This window comes from Amnibacterium flavum (genome assembly GCF_003097495.1).
In the GTDB taxonomy this organism is placed as follows: Bacteria; Actinomycetota; Actinomycetes; order Actinomycetales; family Microbacteriaceae; genus Naasia; species Naasia flava.
On sequence record NZ_QEOP01000002.1, the window covers coordinates 890,351 to 914,531 of the forward strand.

23 protein-coding genes are annotated in these 24,181 nt (G+C 67.9%); 14 read left to right on the forward strand and 9 right to left on the reverse strand.

Annotated elements, in window-relative coordinates; all coding sequences use genetic code 11:
* Positions 1–31: 31 nt before the first annotated feature.
* The 3 genes from DDQ50_RS11885 to tkt are packed head-to-tail and all read right to left on the reverse strand — an operon-like array spanning position 32 to position 4,910.
* Positions 32–1,639 carry a glucose-6-phosphate isomerase gene (locus DDQ50_RS11885; protein ID WP_116756923.1) on the reverse strand — a complete coding sequence of 536 codons (1,608 nt, stop codon included), beginning with the start codon at positions 1,637–1,639 and terminating at the stop codon, positions 32–34.
* Positions 1,636–2,760, reverse strand: a complete 1,125-nt coding sequence (gene tal, locus DDQ50_RS11890; protein ID WP_116756924.1) for a transaldolase — start codon at positions 2,758–2,760, stop codon at positions 1,636–1,638. The genes DDQ50_RS11885 and tal overlap by 4 nt, the downstream gene beginning before the upstream one ends.
* A 32-nt stretch (positions 2,761–2,792) precedes the next feature.
* Entirely contained in the window at positions 2,793–4,910 is a 2,118-nt protein-coding gene (gene tkt, locus DDQ50_RS11895) for a transketolase (RefSeq protein ID WP_377940123.1), read from the reverse strand.
* 169 nt (positions 4,911–5,079) lie between these two features.
* On the opposite strand from tkt, the gene DDQ50_RS11900 reads away from it, so the two are divergent.
* Positions 5,080–6,024, forward strand: a complete 945-nt coding sequence (locus tag DDQ50_RS11900; RefSeq protein ID WP_116756926.1) for a heme o synthase — start codon at positions 5,080–5,082, stop codon at positions 6,022–6,024.
* A 175-nt stretch (positions 6,025–6,199) separates the two neighbouring features.
* Here the strand turns inward: DDQ50_RS11900 and DDQ50_RS11905 are convergent, their stop codons facing one another.
* The gene (locus tag DDQ50_RS11905; RefSeq protein ID WP_240614352.1) at positions 6,200–7,183 is read right to left on the reverse strand and encodes a COX15/CtaA family protein; all 984 of its coding nucleotides are present in this window, start codon (positions 7,181–7,183) and stop codon (positions 6,200–6,202) included.
* Positions 7,184–7,486: 303 nt separating this feature from the next.
* Here DDQ50_RS11905 and sufB point away from each other — a divergent pair, with 303 nt between their 5' ends.
* The 7 genes from sufB to DDQ50_RS11940 all read left to right on the forward strand — a co-directional run bounded on the left by sufB (position 7,487) and on the right by DDQ50_RS11940 (position 14,000).
* A complete protein-coding gene (gene sufB, locus DDQ50_RS11910; RefSeq protein ID WP_116756927.1) occupies positions 7,487–8,905 on the forward strand; it encodes a Fe-S cluster assembly protein SufB in 1,419 nt (472 codons plus the stop codon).
* A gap of 55 nt (positions 8,906–8,960) precedes the next feature.
* Positions 8,961–10,139: a Fe-S cluster assembly protein SufD gene (sufD, locus tag DDQ50_RS11915; RefSeq protein ID WP_377940300.1), complete on the forward strand. Its 1,179-nt coding sequence runs from the start codon at positions 8,961–8,963 to the stop codon at positions 10,137–10,139.
* Positions 10,139–10,495: a non-heme iron oxygenase ferredoxin subunit gene (locus tag DDQ50_RS11920; RefSeq protein ID WP_116756928.1), complete on the forward strand. Its 357-nt coding sequence runs from the start codon at positions 10,139–10,141 to the stop codon at positions 10,493–10,495. Before sufD ends, DDQ50_RS11920 begins: the two co-directional genes overlap by 1 nt.
* A gap of 47 nt (positions 10,496–10,542) precedes the next feature.
* The gene (gene sufC, locus DDQ50_RS11925) at positions 10,543–11,301 is read left to right on the forward strand and encodes a Fe-S cluster assembly ATPase SufC (protein ID WP_116756929.1); all 759 of its coding nucleotides are present in this window, start codon (positions 10,543–10,545) and stop codon (positions 11,299–11,301) included.
* A complete protein-coding gene (locus DDQ50_RS11930; protein ID WP_116756930.1) occupies positions 11,301–11,630 on the forward strand; it encodes a metal-sulfur cluster assembly factor in 330 nt (109 codons plus the stop codon). Before sufC ends, DDQ50_RS11930 begins: the two co-directional genes overlap by 1 nt.
* Positions 11,631–11,787: 157 nt before the next feature.
* Positions 11,788–12,621, forward strand: coding sequence for a class I SAM-dependent methyltransferase (locus tag DDQ50_RS11935; protein ID WP_116756931.1), 834 nt, complete (start codon positions 11,788–11,790; stop codon positions 12,619–12,621).
* Positions 12,622–12,653: 32 nt separating this feature from the next.
* Complete coding sequence (locus DDQ50_RS11940) at positions 12,654–14,000, forward strand: CoA transferase (protein ID WP_116756932.1); 1,347 nt, start codon at positions 12,654–12,656, stop codon at positions 13,998–14,000.
* A 139-nt stretch (positions 14,001–14,139) separates the two neighbouring features.
* Here DDQ50_RS11940 and DDQ50_RS11945 read toward each other — a convergent pair whose 3' ends face one another.
* Positions 14,140–14,730, reverse strand: coding sequence for a biotin transporter BioY (locus tag DDQ50_RS11945; RefSeq protein WP_116756933.1), 591 nt, complete (start codon positions 14,728–14,730; stop codon positions 14,140–14,142).
* 156 nt (positions 14,731–14,886) lie between these two features.
* Here DDQ50_RS11945 and DDQ50_RS11950 point away from each other — a divergent pair, with 156 nt between their 5' ends.
* Positions 14,887–16,485 carry an ABC-F family ATP-binding cassette domain-containing protein gene (locus DDQ50_RS11950; protein ID WP_116756934.1) on the forward strand — a complete coding sequence of 533 codons (1,599 nt, stop codon included), beginning with the start codon at positions 14,887–14,889 and terminating at the stop codon, positions 16,483–16,485.
* Here the strand turns inward: DDQ50_RS11950 and DDQ50_RS11955 are convergent.
* Genes DDQ50_RS11955 through DDQ50_RS11965 form a run of 3 tightly spaced genes read right to left on the reverse strand, consistent with a single transcriptional unit; the run spans position 16,472 to position 17,891 of the window.
* A complete protein-coding gene (locus DDQ50_RS11955; protein ID WP_116756935.1) occupies positions 16,472–17,317 on the reverse strand; it encodes an SURF1 family cytochrome oxidase biogenesis protein in 846 nt (281 codons plus the stop codon). The genes DDQ50_RS11950 and DDQ50_RS11955 overlap by 14 nt on opposite strands.
* The gene (locus DDQ50_RS11960; protein WP_116756936.1) at positions 17,314–17,529 is read right to left on the reverse strand and encodes a hypothetical protein; all 216 of its coding nucleotides are present in this window, start codon (positions 17,527–17,529) and stop codon (positions 17,314–17,316) included. The genes DDQ50_RS11955 and DDQ50_RS11960 overlap by 4 nt, the downstream gene beginning before the upstream one ends.
* Positions 17,526–17,891 carry a DUF3099 domain-containing protein gene (locus DDQ50_RS11965; protein ID WP_240614353.1) on the reverse strand — a complete coding sequence of 122 codons (366 nt, stop codon included), beginning with the start codon at positions 17,889–17,891 and terminating at the stop codon, positions 17,526–17,528. Before DDQ50_RS11965 ends, DDQ50_RS11960 begins: the two co-directional genes overlap by 4 nt.
* A gap of 164 nt (positions 17,892–18,055) precedes the next feature.
* Between DDQ50_RS11965 and fabG the strand changes: the two genes are divergently transcribed.
* On the forward strand, positions 18,056–18,766 hold the full coding sequence (gene fabG / locus DDQ50_RS11970) for a 3-oxoacyl-ACP reductase FabG (RefSeq protein WP_116756937.1): 711 nt from the start codon (positions 18,056–18,058) through the stop codon (positions 18,764–18,766).
* 29 nt (positions 18,767–18,795) lie between these two features.
* Here fabG and DDQ50_RS11975 read toward each other — a convergent pair whose 3' ends face one another.
* Positions 18,796–19,806: a LacI family DNA-binding transcriptional regulator gene (locus tag DDQ50_RS11975; protein ID WP_116756938.1), complete on the reverse strand. Its 1,011-nt coding sequence runs from the start codon at positions 19,804–19,806 to the stop codon at positions 18,796–18,798.
* Positions 19,807–19,948: 142 nt separating this feature from the next.
* On the opposite strand from DDQ50_RS11975, the gene DDQ50_RS11980 reads away from it, so the two are divergent.
* The 4 genes from DDQ50_RS11980 (at position 19,949) to DDQ50_RS11995 (ending at position 24,179) form a co-directional block, all read left to right on the forward strand.
* Positions 19,949–21,208 carry an ABC transporter substrate-binding protein gene (locus tag DDQ50_RS11980; protein ID WP_165829796.1) on the forward strand — a complete coding sequence of 420 codons (1,260 nt, stop codon included), beginning with the start codon at positions 19,949–19,951 and terminating at the stop codon, positions 21,206–21,208.
* Between the two features lie 92 nt (positions 21,209–21,300).
* Entirely contained in the window at positions 21,301–22,191 is an 891-nt protein-coding gene (locus tag DDQ50_RS11985) for a carbohydrate ABC transporter permease (protein WP_116756940.1), read from the forward strand.
* Positions 22,191–23,090 carry a carbohydrate ABC transporter permease gene (locus tag DDQ50_RS11990; RefSeq protein ID WP_165829797.1) on the forward strand — a complete coding sequence of 300 codons (900 nt, stop codon included), beginning with the start codon at positions 22,191–22,193 and terminating at the stop codon, positions 23,088–23,090. The genes DDQ50_RS11985 and DDQ50_RS11990 overlap by 1 nt, the downstream gene beginning before the upstream one ends.
* A gap of 45 nt (positions 23,091–23,135) precedes the next feature.
* The gene (locus tag DDQ50_RS11995; protein ID WP_116756942.1) at positions 23,136–24,179 is read left to right on the forward strand and encodes a zinc-binding dehydrogenase; all 1,044 of its coding nucleotides are present in this window, start codon (positions 23,136–23,138) and stop codon (positions 24,177–24,179) included.
* The last annotated feature ends 2 nt before the right edge of the window (positions 24,180–24,181 follow it).

Here is a 24,181-nt window from a genome sequence, read left to right on the forward strand (position 1 = left end):
AGCAACTCCTCAATAGTGATCGCCGAAGCGGTCATGATGCGAACAGATCGAGGAGCGCCGTCGTCGCCGCATCCGAGGTGAGGTTCAGGCGGAGGACCGGGCGGCCGTGCTCGGCGAGCACCGTCGCATCCCCGGTCGCCTGCGCCTGGATGAGCTGCCCGAATGTGAACGGACGCCCGGGGATTTCGAGGTCGACGGGGGAGTCGGCCGTGATCTGGAGGAAGACACCGTCCGCGGGACCGCCCTTGTGGTACTGACCCGTGGAGTGCAGGAACCGGGGTCCCCAGCCGAAGGTCACGGGGCGACCGGCGCGCCGCGCGAGCAGGTCGCGCAGATCGGCCAGCTGCGGCGAGGCGTTGCGGTTCACGTAGGCCTGGATCGACAGGTAGCCGTCCGGACCGATCGTGCCGAGGAGAGCCTCGACCGCATCGGCGGCCGTGCTGACACCCGAGAGGAGGGACGCGTCGCCGCGGACCTCGATGCCGTCCGCGGTGAATGCAGGCGGCGTCGGCTCGGGACGTGCGTCGAGGAGCCCGCGTGCAGCCACTTTGGCCGACTCCACATCGGGCTGGTCGAACGGGTTGATGCCGAGGATGCGTCCCGCCACCGAGATCGCGTACTCCCACGTCATGATCGACCCGCCGAGCGAACCGCTCATGACGATGTCGCCCTCCCCGAGCTGTCGCTCATGGAAGATGCGGCTCGCGTCGCGCACGAGGCGGACGACCTGGACGTCCTTGAGGCGCTCGGAGAGCTCTGGCGATTCCTTGTCGAGCACGACGGGGAGAAGGCCCTTGCCGTCCTTGCCCGTCGACTCGGCGACCAGCTGCTCGGCCCAGTCGGCGAAGCCCACGATGTGGGTGCCGTCGGAGAGGATGGCGAGCTTGTCCTTCAGCGGATCGGTGCCCGCGATCGCCGCGCCGAGGATGAGGCCGGGGTTCTCGGGCTGGTCGGAGGCGAGGTAGATCAGGATCGCCTCGGCCTCGTCGAGCAGCTCTCCGATGTCGGCGCCGGCCAGCCCGGAGGGGACAAGACCGAATGCGGTCAGAGCAGAGAAGCGACCGCCGACGTTGGGGTCTGCGTTGAAGACGCGGTAACCGGTCTCACGTGCCGACGCATCGAGAGGCGATCCCGGGTCGGTGACGACGATGATCCGCTCGAGCGGGTTGATGCCCGCGTCGGCGAAGGCCTTCTCGTAGGCGCGGCGCTGGCTGTCGGTTTCGACGGTGGAACCGGACTTCGACGAGATCACGACGACGGTCTGCGAGAGGCGGTCGCTGATCGCGTCGAGCACCTGACCGGGATCGGTCGAGTCGAGCACGGTGAGTTCGACACCCGCGGTGCGGGTGATGACCTCGGGGGCGAGCGACGAGCCGCCCATCCCGCCCAGCACGACATGATCGAGGCCCTGCGCGAGCAGCTCCTCGCGGAGCTGCTCGATCTCGGCGACCAGGGGGCGGGACAGCGCGACGGCCTCCGTCCAGCCGAGGCGCTTCGACGCTTCGTCGATCGCGGCCTCACCCCAGAGGTCGGGGTCCTGGGCGGTGATGCCGGAGGCGACGCGGTCGGCGACGAGCTGGGGGACTACCCGCTCGATCGCCTTCTCCGCGTCGCCGCCGGCCTCGATCTGAACGCTCACTTAGCGCCTTCGAGGGCGTTCTTCACGGTGTCGAGCAGCTCGTTCCAGGACACGATGAACTTCTCGACGCCCTCCTTCTCGAGCAGCTCGGTGACCTCGGCGAGGTCGATGCCGAAGCCGGGAAGGGCTTCGAGTACCGCGTCGGCGTCGGCGTAGTGGTTCGTGACCTGGTCGCCTTCGATGACGCCGTGGTCGAACGTCGCCTCGAGGGTCTTGCCCGGCATCGTGTTGACGGTGTCGGCGACCGCGAGCTCGGTCACGTAGAGGGTGTCGGGCAGGCTCGGGTCCTTGACTCCGGTCGAGGCCCAGAGCGGACGCTGCTTGTTGGCTCCCGCTGCGAGCAGTGCGGTCGCACGCTCCTCCGCGAAGACGGTCTGGAACGCACGGTACGCGACGCGGGCATTCGCGATGCCCGACTTGCTCTTGTGCGCCTTCGCCTCCTCGGTGCCGACGGCGTCGAGACGCTTGTCGATCTCGGTGTCGACACGCGACACGAAGAACGAGGCGACCGAGTGGATGGTCGAGAGGTCGATGCCCGCGGCCTGAGCCTTCTCGAGTCCGGCGAGGTAGGCGTCGACGACCTCGAGGTAGCGCTCGAGACCGAAGATCAGGGTCACGTTGACGCTGATGCCGGATCCGATGACCTCGGTGATGGCGGGGAGACCCGCCTTGGTGCCGGGGATCTTGATCATCGCGTTGGGCTGATCGACCTTGGCCCAGAGCGCCTTCGCCGCGGCGATGGTGCCCTCGGTGTCGTGAGCGAGACCCGGCTCGACCTCGATCGAGACGCGACCGTCGAAGCCGTCGGTCGAGTCGTAGATGGGACGGAACACCTTCGAGCCGTGTGCGACGTCGGAGGTGGTGATCTCGAAGACCGCGTCGGTGACGCCGACCCCGGCGGCCGCGAGTTCGCGGACCTGCTCGTCGTAGGCCTCGCCCTTGGCGAGGGCCGACGCGAAGATGGTCGGGTTGGTGGTGACGCCGACGACGTTCTTCTCGTCGATCAGCTTCTGCAGAGCACCGCTGTTGAGCAGTTCGCGCGACAGGTCGTCGAGCCAGATGCTGACGCCGACGGCGGACAGCTCGGCGGTGGGCGTGGTGGTGGAAGCGGGTGTAGTCATGATCCCTCGATCTTTATCGGTCGCTCGGTCGCTCAGAGAGCGGCCAGCGATTCCTTCGCGGCCGCGACAGCAGCCTCCTTGGTGAAGCCGAACTTCTGGTAAAGCGTCTGGTAGTCGGCCGAGGCACCGAAGTGCTCGATCGAGACGCTGCGACCGGCGTCGCCGATCCAGGGGCGCCAGCTCAGTGCGATACCCGCCTCGATCGAGACGCGCGCCTTGACAGCGGCCGGGAGGACCGACTCGCGGTACTCGGGGCTCTGCTCGGCGAACCACTCGAGCGACGGCACCGACACGACCCGGGCGTTGATGCCCTCGGCCGCGAGGTCCTCGCGAGCGGCGACGGCGATCTGCACCTCGGAACCCGTTGCCAGGAGGATCACATCGGGTGTTCCATTCGGCGCCTCGGCGAGCACATAGGCACCCTTGGCGACTCCGCGGGCGTGGGCGAAGGTGTCGCCCGTGGCCTCGCCGTCGCCGCGCGCGAAGACGGGCAGGTTCTGGCGGCTGAGCGCCAGTCCGGCCGGGCCTTCACGACGCTCGAGGATGGTCTTCCACGCCCACGCGGTCTCGTTGGCGTCGGCGGGACGGACGACGTCCATACCGGGGATGGCGCGGAGAGCGGTGAGCTGCTCGATGGGCTGATGGGTGGGGCCGTCTTCTCCGAGTGCGATGGAGTCGTGCGTCCACACGTAGATCGTCGGTGCCTTCATCAGGGCGGCGAGACGCACCGGCGGGCGCATGTAGTCGCTGAAGATCAGGAAGGTGCCGCCGAAGGGGCGGGTGTTGCCGTGAAGCACGATGCCGTTGAGGATCGAGCCCATGGCGTGCTCTCGGATGCCGAAGTGGAGCACTCGACCGTGCTCGTTGCCGGAGAACTCGTGGGTGGACCACTCCTCCGGGATGAACGACGGCGCGTCGGTGATGGTCGTGAGATTCGACTCGGCGAGGTCGGCTGAACCGCCCCAGAGCTCGGGCATGACCGCGGCGATCGCGTTGATGACCTTGCCGGATGCGGCGCGGGTGGAGACGTCCTTGCCCGCTTCGAAGACGGGGAGCGCCTCTTCGAGCCCGGCGGGGAGCTCCTTGGCCAGGAGTCGGTCGAGCAGCTGCTTGCGCTCGGGGTTGGCGTCCGCCCAGACGTCGAAGCCCTTCTGCCACTCGGCGTGCTCGGCCTGACCGCGCTCGACCGCTTTGCGGGTGTGGTCGATGACGGCGGGCTCGACGTCGAAGTTCTTCTCGGGGTCGAAGCCGAGAACCTCCTTGACGCCTCGCAGCTCGTCAGCGCCCAGGGCGGAGCCGTGGATCTTGCCGGTGTTCTGCTTCTTCGGCGAGGGCCAGCCGATGATCGTCTTGAGGATGATCAGCGACGGCTGGTCGGTCTCGCCCTTGGCGGCCTCGATGGCGGCGTTGAGCTCGGCGACGTCCTCGACGTACTCGCCCGTCTTCTTCCAGTCGACCGTCAGCACCTGCCAGCCGTACGCCTCGTAGCGCTTCGCCACATCTTCGGTGAAGGCGATGTTCGTGTCGTCTTCGATGGAGATCTGGTTGCTGTCGTAGATGACGACCAGGTTGCCGAGCTTCTGGTGGCCCGCGAGGGAGGAGGCCTCGCTGGTGACGCCCTCCTGGAGGTCGCCGTCGCCGGCGATGACGTAGACGAAGTGATCGAACGGGCTGGTGCCCACCTCGGCGTCGGGGTCGAAGAGACCGCGCTCGAATCGCGAGGCGTAGGCGAAGCCCACAGCGGACGCGAGGCCCTGGCCGAGGGGACCGGTCGTGATCTCGACCCCGTCGGTGTGGCCGTACTCGGGGTGACCCGGAGTCTTGGAGCCCCACTTGCGGAGGTGCTCGAGGTCGTCGAGCTCGAGGCCGTAGCCGCCCAGGTAGAACTGGACGTACTGGAGGAGGGACGCGTGTCCGCTCGACAGGATGAACCGGTCGCGACCGATCCACTCGTTGTCACTCGGGTCACGGCGCATGACCTTCTGGAAGAGGAGGTAAGCGGCCGGCGCGAGGCTCATGGCCGTGCCGGGGTGACCGTTGCCGGCCTGTTCCACGGCGTCAGCGGCCAGGATGCGGGCGGTGTCGACCGCCTTGTTGTCGATCGGTTCCCACTGGAGGTCAGGCACGTGCGGGTAGCCCCTTTTCGTCATGAAGTTGTCTGAGCCCCACAAAGGGGCCTCGTCAAGTATAGAGACGCGCCCCGACCGCGACCTCCGTCTTGTGTCGGGATTGTTCTCGCCAGCTGCAAATCTGTCCGGCGCGGCGAGGTGAGGGCCCGGAGCCGTCGGGTTGCGCGACCAGCGGATAGGATCGACGCCAGTGAGCACCGCGACCGAGAACCAGAGCACAGCAGGCGAGAGCCCCCTCCGCGACCGCGCACGCCTCGGCTTCGCAGCCAAGGCCCGCGCCTACGTCGCCCTGACGAAGCCGCGGGTGATCGAGCTGCTCCTGGTCACGACCGCCCCGGTCATGATCCTCGCCCAGAACGGCATCCCGAACCTCTGGCTCGTGGTCGCGACCCTCATCGGCGGCTCCATGAGCGCGGGGGCGGCCAGCGCCTTCAACTGCTACATCGACCGCGACATCGACGCCGTCATGCACCGGACGAAGAAGCGACCACTGGTGACGGGGGAGCTGACTCCCCGCGAGGCGCTCGTGTTCTCCTGGGTGCTCGCGGCGGTCTCGACCGTCTGGCTCCTGATCTTCACGAACTGGGTGGCCGCCGCGCTCTCGGTCGCCGCGATCCTCTTCTACGTCGTCGTCTACACCCTGTGGCTCAAGCGCCGTACCGAGCAGAACATCATCTGGGGCGGCATCGCGGGCTGCTTCCCGGTCCTCATCGGCTGGTCGGCCGTGACCGGTTCTCTGACCTGGGCCCCGTTCATCCTCTTCGCGGTGGTGTTCCTCTGGACGCCCCCGCATTACTGGCCGCTGTCGATGAAGTACCGGGACGACTACGCCGCCGCGCACGTCCCCATGCTCGCCGTCGTGCGCAGCCGCCAGGTCGTCGGGCTCCAGACCATCCTCTACGCGTGGGCCACCGTGGCCTGCTCCCTGCTGCTCATCCCCGTGGCCGGCATGGGCATCGTCTACTCCGCCACCGCCGCCGGGTCGGGCATCTGGTTCATCTACGAGACGCACCGCCTCTACGGGCTCGCCATCCGGGGCGAGGAGCCCCGCCCGATGCGCGTCTTCCACGCCTCGATCACCTACCTGACGCTGCTGTTCCTCGCCGTCGCGATCGACCCGCTGCTGCCCTTCTGATCATCCGCGCCGCACTGAGCTGAGCTAGGGCTCGGCGCGCTCATTTCGCTCCGCTCAATGGACGGGGATGCACCGCGTCCCACCAGCTGAGCGCCGCGAACCCAACGGATGCTCGGAGCCGCCTGTCGATGTGGTCCCGCCCACTGAGCGCAGCGAAGTGAAGGTCGAGAAGCGCCTAGGCCTTCTCTGCGACCTCGACCGGGGGAGCGGAGTACGGGGAGGCGAGGACCGTCGCCGGCTGGCGGAGCGCGAGGCAGGTGGCTGTCATCGCTGCGGCGACGCAGCAGGCGACGACCATGTGGATTCCCACGAGAATCTCGGGGAGTCCGAGTCGCGCCTGGGCGATTCCGACGACGATCTGGACGATCAGCACCCCCAGGAGGGCCGAGGACCAGCGCAGCACGAGCGGCGAGCGGATGTACCGGGCCCCGGCGACGACGGCGATGGTGAGGGCCAGGAGCGCGTAGGCCGGGTAGCTGTGCAGGTGCTGCAGCAGCTCGGCGTCCAGCCCGTTGCGGCTCGCCCCGGAGTCTCCGGCGTGCGGCCCTGATCCGGTCGTGAGTACACCGACGCACAGCGTGACCGCAGTGGCGACAGCTGCTGCCCCGACCGTCACCGAGAGCCAGCGCGGCGAGACGGAACGGCGGTCGCGCCGGTCGAAGTAGATGCGCCACACGTACCACGCGGCGAAGGAGACGATCACGATGGAGGCGAGGTAGTGCAGTCCGACGATGTACGGGTTGAGGCCCGTCAGCACGGTGATGCCGCCGATCACCGCCTGGATGGGGATGTAGAGACCCACGAGGAAAGCCGGAAGCACGAGTCCGCGCCCGGTCGCGCGGGTGCGGATCACCGAGAGGAAGGTCAGCACGGCGACGAGGACGAGGACGAAGGTGAGCATGCGGTTGCCGAACTCGATGATCCCGTGCACACCCATCTCGGGGACGGCGACGTAGGAGTCCGCGGTGCACCGAGGCCAGGTGGGGCAGCCCAGCCCGGATCCGGTCAGCCGAACCGCGCCTCCCGTTCCGACGATGGCGATCTGAGAGACGAGAGTTGCCCAGCCGAGACCTCGGGTCCACCGTGTGATCGTCGTGGGCAGAAGCCTGTCGCGAAGACTCGGCGTCGTGGTCTCCGTCGTCGACGGCCCTGCAGTCACTGGTGCCTTTCGCCTCAGGGGGTGATCCCCTGTAGAATTTCGGGGTTCGCGCGATCCGCGCGACGAGCGCCGGAGCACGTCGACGTGTGTGGAACGACATACCGCAGTGCGTGTCGACGGGAACAGTGCGTGTCGACGGGAACTCAGGTTGCCGGGCGACAATCCAGTTTAGGTCCGGGTTCCTGAACAGCCGAAACGGCCCAGTCCGCGAAGAACGGACAGAAGCCTCCCAGGGGCGGAATGCCGCAGCCTCCGGCGCGGTTGCCTTGAAGAGGAACGTAAGACGAGGAAGAAGAGGTAGCCATGTCCGACGTCTTGATCGACCGCCCAGAGCTCGAAGGTCTCGGCCAGTACGAATTCGGCTGGTCCGACGACGACGCAGCCGGTACGGGTGCGCGCCGTGGGATCTCGCCCGAGGTCGTCGCCGACATCTCGGATATCAAGAGCGAGCCCGAGTGGATGCGCAAGAACCGCCTCAAGGCGCTTCAGATCTTCGAACGCAAGCCGATGCCCACGTGGGGCGCCGACCTCTCCGAGATCGACTTCGACAACATCAAGTACTTCGTCCGCTCCACCGAGAAGCAGGCGCAGACGTGGGAGGACCTCCCCGAGGACATCCGCAACACGTACGAGAAGCTGGGCATCCCCGAGGCGGAGCGTCAGCGCCTCGTCGGCGGCGTCGCGGCTCAGTACGAGTCCGAGGTCGTCTACCACCAGATCCGCGAGGACCTCGAGCAGCAGGGTGTCCTGTTCCTCGACACCGACACGGCTCTGCGTGAGCACCCCGAGATGTTCAAGGAGTACTTCGGCACGGTCATCCCGTCCGGAGACAACAAGTTCGCGGCCCTGAACACGGCCGTATGGTCGGGCGGGTCGTTCGTCTACGTGCCTCCCGGCGTGCACGTCGACATCCCGCTGCAGGCCTACTTCCGGATCAACACCGAGAACATGGGCCAGTTCGAGCGCACGCTGATCATCGCCGACGAGGGCAGCTACGTGCACTACATCGAGGGCTGCACGGCTCCCATCTACAAGAGCGACTCCCTCCACTCCGCGGTCGTCGAGATCATCGTCAAGAAGAACGCGCGAGTGCGCTACACGACCATCCAGAACTGGTCGAACAACGTCTACAACCTGGTCACCAAGCGCGCCATCGCCCATGAGGGCGCGACCATGGAGTGGATCGACGGCAACATCGGCTCCAAGGTGACGATGAAGTACCCGTCCATCTACCTCGTCGGCGAGCACGCCAAGGGCGAGACCCTCTCCGTGGCCTTCGCCGGCCCCGGCCAGCACCAGGACGCCGGCGCGAAGATGATCCACATGGCGCCCTACACACAGAGCTCCATCGTGTCGAAGTCGATCGCCCGCGGCGGTGGTCGAGCCGGCTACCGTGGCGAGGTCCGCGTCGACGCGGGCGCGCACCACTCGGCGAACACCGTCCGCTGCGACGCCCTGCTGGTCGACACCATCTCCCGCAGTGACACCTACCCGGCGATCGATATCCGCGTCGACGATGTGCAGCTCGGCCACGAGGCCACCGTGTCGAAGGTCAGCGAGGAGCAGCTGTTCTACCTGATGTCGCGCGGCATGCCCGAAGACGAGGCGATGGCCATGATCGTGCGAGGGTTCATCGAACCCATCGCACGCGAACTCCCGATGGAATACGCCCTCGAGCTCAACAAGCTCATCGAGATGGGCATGGAAGGCAGTGTCGGCTGACGTGAGCGACGAAGTAACCGATCTCAGCACGCCCGAAGGGGATACCGCGGTCGAGGTGACCGGCACGGGCACCCGTCCGTCCATCATCTCCGATGCGACGACTCGGCACGGCGACGTCCCGGTGCAGACCCGGAACGCGCGCTTCACCTCGGCTGACGTCGCCGACTATCCCGAGGTGACCGGTCGAGAGGGCAACTGGAAGCTGACCCCCGTCGACAGGATCGGCGACCTCATCGCGGGCGAGCTCGACGGCGGACGCTACGAGTTCGCCGCGGCGACGGTTCCCGGCATCGACGTGTCATGGGTGCCGCGCTCGGACGAGCGCATCGGCCTGGCGGGCATCCCCGAGGAGAAGTCGTCGGCGAACGCCTGGTCGACCTTCGGCGAGGCGCTCGCGATCACGATCTCGGGCGAGGAGCTCGTCGAGCTGACCGTCGATCGCTCGTCCTTCGGTTCCGGAGCGCGCGGTGCTCACACGATCATCGAGGCCAAACCGTTCAGCAACGCGGTCGTCGTGCTCGACAACTCGGGGGCTGCGACACTCAGCGAGAACGTCGAGATCATCGTCGGGGACTCCGCCCGACTGACACTCGTCACCGTGCAGGACTTCGACGACGATGCGCGCTACCTCGCCACCCACTTCGGATCGGTGGGCCGCGACTCGTACCTCAAGCACGTGGTCGTCTCGCTCGGCGGCAGCATCGTCCGGGTCAACCCGTCGGTCACGCTCGGCCAGCCGGGCGCCGAGGGCGAGCTGCTCGGCATCTACTTCTCGGACGCGGGACAGCATCTCGAGCAGCAGGTGTTCATGTTCCACAAGGCCCCCAACACGAAGGGGCGCGTCAACTACAAGGGAGCACTCCAGGGCCAGGGCGCCCGTTCCGTCTGGATCGGCGACGTCCTGATCGGACCCGACGCATCGGGCACCGACAGCTACGAGCAGAACCGCAACCTCGTCCTCACCGACGGCACGCGTGCGGACAGCATCCCGAACCTCGAGATCGAGACGGGCGACATCCTGGGTGCCGGCCACGCGAGCGCGACGGGTCGTTTCGACGACGAGCAGCTGTTCTACCTCCGCTCCCGCGGCATCTCCGAGGAGCAGGCACGGCGCCTCGTCGTGCGCGGCTTCCTGGTCGAGATCGTCCAGAAGATCGGGTCTCCCGCTCTCGAGGAGCGCCTCCACGACGCCATCGAGGCCGAATTGGCCGGTCCCTCAGCGGTCGGTGCCTGATGGCCGCGGTGAACATCGGCCCCTCCGATGAGATCTCGGTCGACCAGGCGAAGCGGGTCGTCCTCGACGGCATCGCGATCGCCGTGGTGAAGGACAGCGCCGGCGTCGTCCACGCGATCGGCGACACCTGCACGCACGGAGACATCTCGCTGTCCGAGGGCTTCGTCGAAGACGCTCCCTCCTCCGATGGGTCGGTGGGGCCCACGCTCGAATGCTGGGCCCACGGCTCGCGCTTCGAGCTCACCACCGGCAAGCCGCTCACCCTTCCGGCCTACGAGCCGGTCCCGGTCTTCGAGGTCACCGTCGTCGACGGCGACGTCTGGATCGACCCCACTCCCCGCACCGTCGACGCCTGACGTCGTCCACTCTCTCCGCACAACGCAAACTCCGTAAGGAACATCCGATGTCAACACTCAAGATCGAAGACCTGCACGTCAGCGTCGACACCGATCAGGGCACCAAGCAGATCCTGCGCGGCGTCGACCTCACCATCAACAAGGGCGAGATCCACGCGGTCATGGGCCCCAACGGCTCGGGCAAGTCGACCCTTGCGTACGCGATCGCCGGTCACCCGAAGTACACGGTCGACAGCGGCTCGATCACGCTCGACGGCGAGCAGGTTCTCGACATGACCGTCGACCAGCGCGCCAAGGCGGGCCTCTTCCTCGCCATGCAGTACCCGGTCGAGATCCCCGGGGTCACGAACTCGAACTTCCTCCGCACCGCGAAGACCGCCATCGACGGCGAGCAGCCCGCGATCCGCACCTGGATCAAAGAGGTCCGTGGAGCGATGGAGAAGCTCCGCATGGACTCGTCCTTCGCCGAGCGCAACGTGAACGAGGGCTTCTCCGGCGGCGAGAAGAAGCGCAACGAGATCCTCCAGCTCGAGCTGCTCAAGCCCAAGTTCGCCGTCCTCGACGAGACCGACTCCGGTCTCGACGTCGACGCGCTGAAGATCGTGTCCGAAGGCGTCAACCGCGCTCACCAGAGCACCGACCTCGGCATCCTGCTCATCACCCACTACACGCGCATCCTCCGCTACATCAAGCCCGACTTCGTGCACGTCTTCGTCGCCGGTCGCGTGGCGGAAGAGGGCGGCCCCGAGCTCGCGTCGCAGCTCGAGGATGAGGGTTACGACCGCTTCCTGACGGCGGCGGTCTGATGCCCGTCTCCCTGAGCGACGCGCGCTACGAGGAGTTCACCGAGGCGCTCAAGGACGTCGTAGACCCCGAGCTCGGCGTCAACGTCGTCGACCTCGGTCTGATCTACGACCTGGCATGGGACGAGGAGAACGACGCGCTCATCATCTCGATGACGCTCACCTCGGCCGGCTGCCCGCTCACCGATGTCATCGAGGACGAGACCGCACAGGCTCTCGACGGGCATGCCGAGCGGTTCCGCATCAACTGGGTGTGGATGCCGCCGTGGGGTCCCGAGAAGATCACCGACGACGGCCGCGAGATGATGCGCGCCATCGGTTTCGCGATCTAGCTCGCCTCAGCTCGGACGCCAGAAGAGCCCCGCCGTCTCCGGATGGCGGGGCTCCTCCGTATGCCCGGCGGTCTTCCCGGACGGGGATCGCTTCGGATAATCTGGTCGGCTCGCCATCGCACGGGGGAGCAGCACACCGGAGCGAGGAGAGCGGGCCATGCAGGAGTATCTGGACACCAACCGGGCCAACTGGGATGACAGAGCGTCGATGCACGCCGCCCGGAACGGCACGGGGTATCTCGTGCAGCGCTACATCGACGACCCGGATCTGCTGTCCGATGTGGTCCGCTTCGACCTGCCGAGGCTCGGCGACATCCAGGGCCTGCGCACGGCGCACCTGCAGTGCCACATCGGCACCGACACCCTCTCGCTCGCTCGGCTCGGCGCCCGCGTGACAGGACTGGATTTCTCGTCCGTCGCCGTCGCGGAGGCGCGGGCACTCGTGGCGGAGACGGGGGACGACGTCGTCTTCGTCGAGTCCGACGTCTACTCGGCCGACGAGGTCCTCGTGGGCGGATCCTTCGACCTCGTCTACACAGGGATCGGAGCCCTCTGCTGGCTGCCGAGCGTCACCCGCTGGGCCGGCGTCGTCGCGAAGCTGCTCGCTCCCGGGGGCAGGCTCCACATCCGCGAGGGGCATCCTCTGCTGTTCACGCTCGACGAGCGCCTCGACGACGATCTGCACCCGCGATTCCCGTACTTCGAGCAGGCCGAGCCGCTCGTCTGGGATCAGGACAGCAGCTACGTCGAGACCGACCGACCGCTGACCGCGACGAAGACCTACGAGTGGAACCACGGCATCGGCGAGGTCGTGACCGCGCTCCTCGACGCGGGCCTCGTGCTGACGACCCTGGTGGAGCACGACTCGGTCCCGTGGGAAGCCCTGCCCGGACAGATGGTCGAGCGGTCCGGCGGAGAATGGGCTCTGGGTGCGCGCGCAGGAGTCGCACCGCTGACGTACACGATCCAGGCTGTCAAACCGCTCGTGTGACGGGGCCCGGACGGAACAGGTGGGGAGCGGACATGACGTCGACGGAGCAGGAGCTTCTGAGCGAGATCCGCGACGCCCTGCCCGGGGTGGACGCCTCCATGCTCGTCTTGGAGACGCAGGGCGGACTGCCCGGTGCCTTCCCGGTGTCCGAGCTCGCAACGGCTGCCATAGCCTCGGCTGGTCTGGCCGCAGCCCGGCTGAGCGGGGCGTCGGAGGTGACGGTCGATCGGCAGCTGGCATCGACCTGGTTCGGAATGACTCTGGACCCGATCGGCTGGGAGCTGCCGCCGGTGTGGGATGCCGTGTCCGGCGACTATTCGACCCTCGACGGCTGGATCCGGATCCACGCGAACGCCCCGCGACACCGAGCTGCGGCGCTGACCGTCCTCGGTGTCACGGAGTCGGCTGAGGCGGTGCGGGCCGCGGTGTCGCGATGGACCGGCGCAGACCTGGAGGACGCGGTCGTCGAGGCGGGAGGCTGCGCCGCGGTGATGAAGACAGCTGACGAGTGGGCGCACAGCCTCGGAGGCAGGGCGGTTAGCAGACAGCCCGTCATCGAGTGGCGCGACCTGCACTCCGGGGCAGAGGAGCGTGCCTGGGGGACTCCGACCCGGCCGCTGGCGGGGGTCAGGGTCCTCGACCTCACGCGTGTGCTCGCCGGGCCCGTCGCGACCCGCTTCCTCGCGCTGCTCGGGGCGGATGTGGTGCGCATCGACCCTCCTGAGTGGAACGAGGGGGTCATCCCCGAGGTGATGCTGGGCAAGCGGTCCGCTCGGCTCGACCTCACGACCGACGCGGGGCGGGCGGCGTTCGTCGGTCTTCTCGCCTCCGCGGATGCCATCGTGCACGGGTACCGTTTCGGTGCGCTCGAAGATCTGGGTTTCGGGCTCTGGAAGCGGCAGGCCATCCGGCCGGGGCTTGTCGATGTCACCCTCGATGCCTACGGCTGGTACGGTCCGCTGTCGCTTCGGCGCGGGTTCGACAGTCTCATCCAGATGAGCACCGGCATCGCCCACGCCGGCATGATCACCACCGGCGCCGACAAGCCGGTTCCGCTGCCCGTCCAAGCCAACGATCAGGCGACCGGCTATCTGATGGCGGCCGCGTTGCTCAGTGCCTTGGCCTGCCGCCGGGAGACGGGTACGGGACGCGCGGCGCGTCTCTCGCTGGCACGGACAGCGCAACTGCTGCTCGACCGGCCCGGCGCGGGGGAGCACGGGGGATTCGATCGACCCCGAAGCGAACTCTTCGCGGACGAGGTGGAGGACACGGCCTGGGGTCCCGCGCGCCGGATCCGGGTGCCGCTGTCGATCGACGGCGTCACTTTCGCAGCGTCGGGCGCCCGAGCGCTGGGAGGCGACGAACCCCGCTGGGCGTGACCGGGCCGCGGGGTCTCAGTCGAGTCGCGCCCCCGGCGCGTATCGAGACCCGCCGGCTCCGAGAGCCCTGCCCTGGAGCCTCGAACGAGAAAGGGCCCCGCCGGATCACCGGCGGGGCCCCTTCGCAGGATCGGAGAAGTCAGCTCTCCGCTGAACGGCGTCCGACCGCGAACCATCCGGCGCGGATGAGGCCCGCCGCGATGACGGCCTTGATGATGCCGCCGATGATGAACGGGAAGAGACCCGCGGCGAGCGTCTGCTCGACGGTCAGGCCGAGGGAGAAGCCGAGCCAGGGGAGGCCGACCGCGAACACCACCGCCGAACCGGCGAGGTAGCTGACCATGCCGCCGAGGAAGCGGCGGTCCCATTTGCGCTCCGCCAGCCAGCCGGTGAGGGCCGCGGCGAGGATGAACCCGACGATGTAGCCGCCGGTCGGACCGCCGAGGACCGCCCAGCCGCTCGCGGCGTCGCTGTAGATCGGGGCGCCGAGGGCACCGACCAGCAGGTAGAGCACCATCGAGAGCGAACCGCGGAGTGCGCCGAGCGAACCGCCGACGAGCAGGACCGCAAGCGTCTGGCCCGTGATCGGGACCGGCCACAGCGGAACGGCGACCTGGGCGAGAGCCGCGGTGAGCCCTGCTCCCGCGACCACGAGCAGGGCATCGGTCGCGAGCGATCGCGTGATGACGCGGTCGGCGAGGACGGGGCGGCGGACGACTGTCGACGACATCGGGCTCCTGGAGTTGAGGGGCGCCGCGCGAGCGGCGGTGCGGGAGCGGCCAACGACGGCCGCCGTGAACTTATACTAGGAGATCGCCGAATCCGGCCCTGTGTGGCATCGCCGCCAAACTTTCCTCGCGTTCCTTCAACGAATCGGACTATTCCTGTGCTTGCCGTCACCGACCTGGAGATCCGCGTTGGCGCTCGAGTGCTCATGTCCGAAGTCAGCTTCCGCGTCGACCGCGGCGACAAGGTGGGGCTCGTCGGTCGCAACGGCGCCGGCAAGACGACGCTGACGAAGACCCTCGCGGGCGAGACCCAGCCCACGTCCGGCACCATCCAGCGTCACGGCGAGATCGGCTACCTGCCCCAGGACCCGCGTGCCGGCGATCCGGAGCAGACCGCGCGCACCCGCATCCTCGACGCCCGCGGGCTCGGTCAGCTGGTCCTCGGCATGCAGAAGGCCACGGACGACATGGCCAGCACCGACCCGGCCGTCGCCGCCGACGGCATGAAGAAGTACGGCAACCTGACCGACCGCTTCCTCGCACTCGGCGGGTACGCGGCGGAGGCCGAGGCGGCATCGATTGCGAGCAACCTCAGCCTGCCCGAGCGCATCCTCGACCAGCCGCTGAACACCCTGTCAGGTGGTCAGCGCCGCCGGATCGAGCTGGCGCGCATCCTGTTCTCCGATGCCGAGACGATGATCCTGGATGAGCCGACCAACCACCTCGACGCCGATTCGGTCGTCTGGCTGCGGGAGTTCCTGAAGAACTACCAGGGCGGATTCATCGTCATCAGCCACGATGTCGAGCTCGTCGGCGAAACGGTGAACAAGGTCTTCTACCTCGACGCCAACCGTCAGTCGATCGACATCTACAACATGGGCTGGAAGCACTACCTGCGCCAGCGCGAGGCCGACGAGGAGCGACGCCGCAAGGAGCGCGCCAACGTCGAGAAGAAGGCCAGCGTCCTCCAGCTGCAGGCCGCTCGCTTCGGCGCCAAGGCGAGCAAGGCCGCGGCGGCACATCAGATGGTCGCCCGGGCGGAGAAGATGCTCTCCGGGCTCGAGGAGGTGCGTCAGGTCGACCGCGTCGCCGCGCTCCGCTTCCCCGATCCGGCGCCCTGCGGCAAGACGCCGCTGATGGCCCACGGACTCAGCAAGAGCTACGGCTCGCTCGAGATCTTCGCCGCCGTCGACCTCGCCATCGACCGCGGCTCCAAGGTCGTCGTGCTCGGACTCAACGGTGCAGGGAAGACCACGCTGCTGCGCATGCTGGCCGGGGTCGACAAGCCCGACACCGGCGTGATCGAACCCGGGCACGGACTTCGGATCGGCTACTACGCGCAGGAGCACGAGAATCTCGACGTGAGTCGCACGGTCCTCCAGAACATGGTGTCCTCGTCGCCCGAGATCACCGAGACCGAGGCTCGCCGCGTGCTCGGTTCGTTCCTGTTCACCGGTGATGACGGCTACAAGCCGGCCGGGGTCCTCTCCGGCGGGGAGAAGACGCGCCTGTCCCTGGCGATGCTCGTCGTCTCCAAGGCCAACGTGCTGCTCCTCGATGAGCCGACGAACAACCTCGACCCCGCCAGCCGCATGGAGATCCTCGGGGCACTCGCCAACTACACGGGCTCCGTCGTCCTCGTCAGCCACGACGAGGGCGCCGTCGAGGCGCTCAACCCGGAGCGGGTGCTCATCATGCCCGAGGGCACCGAAGACCTCTGGACCAAGGACTACGCGGACCTGATCAGCCTCGCCTAACGGCTCCCGCGTCGATGAGCTCGTCCTCCTCGTCGGAGTCCGTCCGCTTCGCGGCGCGCTTGCGCTCCCGACGCGCGGCACGCTCCTGCTCGGCGGGATCCTCCGCGTTGCGGTAGCGGTACTCCTGTCGGATGGCCACCCCGAGACCGGCGAACCCGATGATCGCGAAGACGAGCCACTGGAACGCGTAGGACAGGTGGGGGCCCTCGTCGGGCTCGGGCTTGACGGAAGCGACAGGCATCTCAGCGACGGCGGGGGATTCGCTGACGACGAGCCCATAGGTCGCCGAGTACACGTCTCCGCCGACGATCTTCGCGACCTCCGTCGGCTGAATCGACGCGAGAACGCCCTCGTCCGACGTGCCGCCGGGCAGTGCCGGCTCCGCGGCTTTGAGACGTGCCACGACGGTGACCTCGCCGGTCGGGGCCGTGGGGACATCCATCTCGTCCTCGGTCGTGTTCCCCGCCGGCACCCAGCCGCGGTCGACGACGAACACCGACCCGTCGTCGAGCCGCAGGGGAGCGAGCACCTCGAACCCGGCCTTGCCGTTCAACGGCCGGTTGCGCACCAGGAGCTCGTCCTCGTACACCCCCGTCATCGTCACCGGATGCCACTCGTCGTCCTCGGAGTAGCTGGTGAGGGTGGGGATCAGATCGTCGAGAGGAACGGGGGTCGCGTCGTAGTTGCCCGTGACCCTGTCGATCTCCGCGACCTTCTCGGCCCGGCGCGAGAGCTGCCAGTTCGAGAGGAAGACGCAGGCGATCGCGAACGCGACGGCGAAGGCCAGGTAGCCGAACCACCTCTTCGAGAGGACGAACCGCCAGTTCCTCACCGGGCATTCTCCATACTGGCGCCGTCGCGCACCGTCACGGGGAAATCGCGTGAGGCCAGGTAGTCGCGCAGGTACTCGCGGTGCGCATCGCAGGCCAGCCAGACCTTCACGCGGCTCTCGTCGTGGATGCGCGGGTTGCGCCACTCCACGCTCGACGTCGCGATCTCGTCGCAACCGGCGCGGGAGCAGACGAAGGTGGCCTCAGCCGTCACGGCTCGCGCGGCCCATCGTCGCGCTGGTCGCGCATCCGCGGACCGAACGCATCCGCGTCGAAGTCGTCGTCCATGATGCGCACCGGCACGGAGACGGGCACGATCGCGCCCGGGCGAGCGGCGCCGGTCGACTCGGGCCGCATGCTCACGTTCGCGATGACGACGGCGATGTAGGGGAGGACGATCGCCCCGACGAGCGCCACCGCCATCCACCACCCGCTGAGGAACACCAGCGAGATGACGCACAGCGTGCGGATGCCCATCGCGATCGAGTACTTGATCATGCGCGAGCGCCGGTCGTCCTGCGCCGAGGAAGGCAGATCGGTGAGTGATTGCGGCTTGCCGCGCTTGGCGAGTGTCAACGGAGTACGTCCATTTCTGTTCGGCAAGCCTACGCCGATCCCGCGGAACCGGGCGCCTGAGGCTGGGAGTCAGCGCAGAGCTGCTGGGGGTCTGCGCATAGGGTGGGAGACGGTCTCCGCGCCGCATTCCGAACGCCGCCCGCATCAATCGAGGAGTCGATCCCATGACATCACGCACCGTTCTCATCACGGGCGGCAACCGGGGGATCGGCTATGCGATCGCCGAGGAGTTCGTGCGCCAGGGGCACCGCGTCGCCGTCACGTCGCGTTCGGGCAGCGGCGGTCCCGAGGGGGCGCTGACGGTGAAGGGCGACGTCACCGATTCGGCGAGCATCGACGCGGCGTTCAGTGAGATCGAGTCGGCGCTCGGGCCCGTCGAGGTCGTCGTGGCGAACGCCGGGATCACTCGCGACACCCTCGTGCTCCGCATGACAGAGGACGACTTCAGCGAGGTCATCGACACCAACCTGACGGGCGCGTTCCGGGTGGTGAAGCGCGCGTCCAAGGGCATGCTCAAGGCGCGGTTCGGTCGGGTCATCCTGATCTCGAGCGTCGTCGGACTGCTCGGCGGAGCCGGTCAGGTCAATTACTCGGCGTCGAAGGCCGCCCTCGTGGGCATGGCCAGGTCGCTGACCCGGGAGCTCGGTGCGCGCGGACTCACCGCCAATGTGGTGGCCCCCGGCTTCATCGAGACCGAGATGACGGCGGAGCTGCCCGAGGCGCAGCAGGCGGAGTACAAGAAGCAGATCCCCGCCGGTCGTTTCGCGACGGCCGACGAGGTGGCGAAGGTCGTCGCATGGCTCGCCGGTGATGACGCGGGCTACATCTCGGGGGCCGTCATCCCGGTCGACGGCGGTCTCGGGATGGGTCACTAGCGCAACTGCGCCGAACGGCGCGGCGGCGGTCAGAGGCCCGTCGTGCTCGCTCTGATCTCGAGCCGGTAGCCGACTGAGACCTCGCGGACCGGAGCTGTCCGAGCCTCCTGGCGTTCGGCGAGGAGCCGGACGGCGCTGTCCGCGATCGCGCCGACGTCCCAGGCGACCGTCGTCAGCGGCGGCACCATGAATGCCGCCTCGTCGATGTCGTCGAACGCGGCGACCGCGACCCGGCCCGGCACGCTGATGCCCTCACGGGCGAGCCTGCTCAGCGCCCCGGCGGCGACGACGGCGTTGAAGCAGAGGACGGCGTCGGGCAGCTTGCCCGACGCGAGGATCTGCTGCATCGCCAGGTCGCCATCGGCGCGGGCGTATCCCTCCGCGGCGACGGACAGATCCTCGTCGGCGACGAGGCCCATCCTCTCCAGTGCGGCGCTGAAGCCCCAGTGGCGGAGCTGGCTGGTCTGCAGGGACGCGTCGGGACGCAGCCCGATGGTCGCGATGCTGCGGCGGCCCGAGTCGAGGAGGTGCTGGGTGATCTCACGCGCCGCGGCGACGTTGTCGGACACGACGTGGTCGGCCGATCGTGCCAGATCGCGCTCGCCGATGAGGACGATCGGGGTGTCGCGGCCGCGCTCGGCGATGTCGACGGCGGTCAGCGACTCGGGGTGCAGGATGATGCCGTCGACGAGATAGGGCATGGTGTCGACGAGGGCGTCCTCGGAGGTCTTCCGTCCGCCGGTCTCCTCGATCAGGACCGTCCACCGCTCCTCCGCCGCGCGGGAGATGACGCGCCCCGCGAGTTCGGCGAAGTACGGATTGTCGAGACCCGGCACCGCGAAGGCGATGAAGCCCGTTCGACCGCGGCCCATGCTCCGGGCGGACAGATTCGGTCGATAGCCGAGCTCGGAGATCGCCGCTTCGACCTTCTCCCGGGTGCTCGCGGAGATGTGCGGATAGCCGTTGACGAAGTTCGAGACGGTCTTCTCCGAGACACCGGCGCGCGCGGCGACGTCGACGAGTCGCGGTCGTCCGGCCATGGCTGCACCTCCTTCATCCTCTGCGGAGACTACAGAATTTACAGCGCTGAAGGAAATCCTTGCGCCCGCGATCTACAGCGCTGTAACGTTCCGCGCAGACAGTCCGATGACGGGCCTGCCCACAGCTGACAAGGAAGTCACGATGAGGAAACAACTGATAGTCGCCGCGGTCGCGCTCAGCGCGATGACTCTCGCCGGATGCACCGGCGGAACCGGGGGAGGGGGAGGCGACTCCGACCCCGACAGCATCCGGTTCCTGATCGGACAGCCCGAGGACAACGCCGACCTCGACCTCACCAAGGCAGACCTCGCCGCCTTCACCGAGGCGACGGGCATCGAGGTCAAGCTCGACGTCGTCCCGTCCGAGAACATGCGCACCGTCCTCCAGACCCAGCTGCGCTCGGGGGAGGGACCCGACGTGTTCGGCTACGACACCGGCCCCGGATTCGCGGGAGCGCTGGAGGAGGCCGGCCTGCTGTACGACCTCACCGACGCCTACGCGGACAACGACTGGCCCATCTACGACTTCGCGCAGGAGCGCGTCACCTTCGGCGGCAAGATCGTCGGCATCCCGAACGACATCGAGAGCGTCGGTCTTTTCTACAACAAGGACATCTTCGACAGCCTCGGTCTCGCGCAGCCCGAGACCCTCGACGACCTGACGGCCGCCGCGGATGTCATCCGCGATTCCGGCGTCATCCCGTTCGCGGTCAGCGACAAGGAGGGCTGGCAGGGCGGGCACCTGCTGAGCATGGTCCTCTCCAGCGAGGTCGGCGGAGACGCGATGGAAGGTCTCATCGCCGGCGATACGAGCTGGGAGTCGCCCGAGGTGGTGGATGCGCTCGACGTGCTCGCCAGCTACAACAGCGACGGCCTCTTCACCCCGTCACCGACCGCGGTGACCTACGACAACGCGAACGCCCTGTTCTACTCGGGCAAGGCCGCCATCAACCCGACCGGCAGCTGGCTCGCCCAGGACATCGAGCGGAACGTCGACTTCGGCGTCGGCTACATCCCGTTCCCCGCACAGGACGGCCCCGGCATCTTCAGCGGCGGTCTCGGATCGGGCCTCTTCATCTCGGCGACGACCACCAAGGCCGACGCGGCGATCAAGTTCCTCGACTGGAACGTCACCCAGGAGCACGGCCGCTGGCAGGTCGAGGAGCAGCAGAGCATACCCGCGTTCCCCGTCGACACCGAAGGCATCGAGGCGACCCCGCTCTTCACCCAGATCATCGCCGACGCCGCGAAGATCGCCGACGGCACCGGTGACTTCGGCTACAACGTCGACGTGCTCATGTCCGACACCTTCAACGAGGCGATGTGGGACGGCATCCAGGCGATCCTGACCGGCCAGAAGGACGCCGACCAGGTGGCTGCCGATCTCGAGAAGAACTTCTGAGCATCGTGACGACCTCGCAACTACCCGTTGCCACCGCACGGGTCCGCCCTCGGAGACTGAGGGCGGCCCGTCCGGGCAGCACGGCGCCCGCGGTGACCCGGCGGGCGCAGACACGGCTCGGCATCCTCCTCGCGGCGCCCGTCGCGATCATGACCATCGTCTTCTTCCTCTTCCCGCTCGTGAACGCGGTCTACTACTCGCTCGTCGACTTCAACGGCATCAACCCGAACCCCGCGTTCATCGGGCTCGCGAACTTCGCGGAGATGATCTTCGACCCGGAGGTCTGGCACGCGCTCGGCAACAACCTGATCTGGATCATCGGCGGCACCGCCGCGCCCCTGATCATCGGCCTGCTCGTCTCGGTGCTCCTCTGGACCACCCGTCGGGGAGCGACGATCTACCGGATCATCTTCTTCCTGCCGTACGTGCTGCCGGGCGTCGCCATCGGCATCGTCTGGGGCTGGATCTACGACCCGGTCAGCGGTTGGCTCAATCAGGGGCTCACCGCGATCGGACTCGGCGGACTCGCCCGCGGCTGGCTCGGAGACCCGAACATCGCGCTCTACGCGGTGCTCGCGACCGCGGTCTGGGCTTCGACCGGATTCGTGATCGTCATCCTCCTGTCGGCCCTGCGCAACGTCGACGTCGAACTCGTCGACGCCGCCAAGATCGACGGCGCGAACCCGCCGCAGCGCCTCTGGTACGTCATCCTGCCGCAGATCATGCCCGTGTTCCTCATGGTGCTGACACTCACCCTCGTCGGCGGCTTCAGCGTGTTCGACATCATCTTCATCATGACCGGCGGCGGCCCCGCCGGCGCGACGAACACCATCGGCACCTACGCCTACAGCCAGGCGTTCGAACTCAGCCGCATCGGCTACGGCACGACACTCGCACTGCTCATCACGGTGCTGTCCGTTCCCTTCGCCGTCGCTCTCAACCGACTCCAGCGTCGACTCTCGCTCGACGGAACGGGTGCATGATGACCAGCTCCACACTCGCCCCCCGACGCCCGAACACGGCCGACCGGCAGGTGCCGACGAAGCCGGAGCTCCGGACGCATCGACTGCGTCCGCAGTTCGGCCGACAGATCCTGCTCATCGTCCTGGCGGTCTTCACCCTGTTCCCGGTGCTGCTCGTCATCTCGACGACGCTGAAGACGCCCGAGGACGTACGGGTCAATCCGTTCGGCTTCTTCTCGACGATCTCGCTGCAGAACATCATCGACGCGTGGACGGTCGGCCGGTTCAGCGACTACCTGCTGAACAGCATCCTGCTGACCGTCCCGAGCACCGCACTCGTCGTGATCTTCTCCACGATGGCCGGGTACACATTCGCCCGCCTGCCGTTCCGGGGGAGGGGTGCGCTCTTCTACCTGGTCGTGCTCGGTCTGCTCGTGCCCTTCTTCACCTACATGATCCCGCTGTACTTCCAGCTGCGATCGATGGGGCTGCTCGACACCCTCGCGGGCGCCGTCCTGATCCTCACCTCGACGGGCCTGTCGTTCGGCACCTTCTTCATGCGCGCCTTCTTCTCCGACCTCCCCGCGGAGCTGGAGCAGGCGGCTCGAGTCGACGGAGCGTCCGAGCTGCAGATCTTCCTGCGGATCATGCTCCCGCTCGCCCGGTCCGGCATCGGTGCACTGACCGTTTTCACGTTCCTCGGCAACTGGAACAACTTCCTCGTGCCGCTGCTCTACCTGCCGGGAGGCGACTTCCGCCCCCTCACCTCGGGCCTGTACATGTTCACCGGCGGGCGCTCGCTCGACATCGGGCCGCTCGCCGCGGGCACGCTCATCACGATCCTGCCCGTCATCGTCCTGTTCATCGTCCTGCAGCGTCAGGTCACCCAGGGCTTCCTCTCCGGAGCGGTCAAGGGCTGACGCCCGCCGCCTCCGGTCACCAGCCAACGAAAGGAAACACCACCCATGGGCCGTATGGTCAGCTTCATCTCCCCCCGCCTCGCCGAGGTCGTCGACGAGGAGTCGACCCCGCTCGCCTCCGACGAGGTCCGCATCGCGACGCTCTACTCCGGCATCTCCGCCGGTACCGAGCTCACCGCGTACCGGGGCACCAACCCGTACCTCAACAAGAGGTGGGACGAGGACCGTCGGCTGTTCGTCGACGGCTCGACGAGCTTCGAGTACCCGGTCAACGGTTGGGGTTACGAGGAGGTCGGCGAGGTGACCGAGATCGGCAGCGACGTCACCGACGTCGCGGTCGGCGACGTGATCTGGGGAACATGGGGCCACCGCTCCGAGACGGTGCAGAAGGCCGACCGGGCGGCGAAGCGCATCCTGTCCGCAGATGCGGACCCCCGCATCGGGATCTTCTCCCACATCGGCGCGATCGCCCTCAACGTCATCCTCGACGCCGACATCCACGTGGGGGAGACCGTCGCCGTGTTCGGCCTGGGCGTTCCCGGACAGCTCGTCGCCCAGCTCGCCCGCCTCAACGGTGCCCGGGTGATCGGCGTCGACGGCGTCGCCGCTCGGCGCGACCTCGCACTCCAGCTCGGCGCGGACGAGGTCATCGACGCGACGGCCGGCGGAGTCGCGGAGCGCATCCGCGAACTGACCGGCGGTCGCGGAGCCGATGTCTGCCTCGAGGTCTCCGGCAACTACCACGCCCTCCACGAGGCGATCCGCTCCGTCGCCTACAGCTCCCGCGTCTGCGTCGCCGGGTTCATGCAGGGCGACGGGATGGGACTGCGCCTCGGCGAGGAGTTCCACCACAACCGCGTCGCCGTGATCGCATCGCAGATCTCCGGTGTCGCACCCGCGCTCAAGCACCGCTGGGACGAGTACCGGCTGCAGAAGACCGCGGTCGACCTCGCCGTTTCCGGCAAGCTCAAGGTCATCGAGCTCATCTCCCACACCATGCCGCTCGAGCAGGGCCGCGAGGCGTTCGAGCTGCTCGACGAGGCGCCCCGCGACGTGCTGCAGGTCGTCCTCGACGCGAAGGCGGTCTGAGC

Excerpts from the sequence above, each read along its gene's own strand:
- tal (WP_116756924.1), bottom strand. The coding sequence starts at position 2,760 with ATGACTACACCCGCTTCCACCACCACGCCCACCGCCGAGCTGTCCGCC.
- tkt (WP_377940123.1), bottom strand. The coding sequence starts at position 4,910 with ATGACGAAAAGGGGCTACCCGCACGTGCCTGACCTCCAGTGGGAACCG.
- sufB (WP_116756927.1), top strand. The coding sequence starts at position 7,487 with ATGTCCGACGTCTTGATCGACCGCCCAGAGCTCGAAGGTCTCGGCCAG.
- DDQ50_RS11920 (WP_116756928.1), top strand. The coding sequence starts at position 10,139 with ATGGCCGCGGTGAACATCGGCCCCTCCGATGAGATCTCGGTCGACCAG.
- sufC (WP_116756929.1), top strand. The coding sequence starts at position 10,543 with ATGTCAACACTCAAGATCGAAGACCTGCACGTCAGCGTCGACACCGAT.
- DDQ50_RS11930 (WP_116756930.1), top strand. The coding sequence starts at position 11,301 with ATGCCCGTCTCCCTGAGCGACGCGCGCTACGAGGAGTTCACCGAGGCG.
- DDQ50_RS11935 (WP_116756931.1), top strand. The coding sequence starts at position 11,788 with ATGCAGGAGTATCTGGACACCAACCGGGCCAACTGGGATGACAGAGCG.
- DDQ50_RS11940 (WP_116756932.1), top strand. The coding sequence starts at position 12,654 with ATGACGTCGACGGAGCAGGAGCTTCTGAGCGAGATCCGCGACGCCCTG.
- DDQ50_RS11945 (WP_116756933.1), bottom strand. The coding sequence starts at position 14,730 with ATGTCGTCGACAGTCGTCCGCCGCCCCGTCCTCGCCGACCGCGTCATC.
- fabG (WP_116756937.1), top strand. The coding sequence starts at position 18,056 with ATGACATCACGCACCGTTCTCATCACGGGCGGCAACCGGGGGATCGGC.
- DDQ50_RS11975 (WP_116756938.1), bottom strand. The coding sequence starts at position 19,806 with ATGGCCGGACGACCGCGACTCGTCGACGTCGCCGCGCGCGCCGGTGTC.
- DDQ50_RS11980 (WP_165829796.1), top strand. The coding sequence starts at position 19,949 with ATGAGGAAACAACTGATAGTCGCCGCGGTCGCGCTCAGCGCGATGACT.
- DDQ50_RS11990 (WP_165829797.1), top strand. The coding sequence starts at position 22,191 with ATGACCAGCTCCACACTCGCCCCCCGACGCCCGAACACGGCCGACCGG.
- DDQ50_RS11995 (WP_116756942.1), top strand. The coding sequence starts at position 23,136 with ATGGGCCGTATGGTCAGCTTCATCTCCCCCCGCCTCGCCGAGGTCGTC.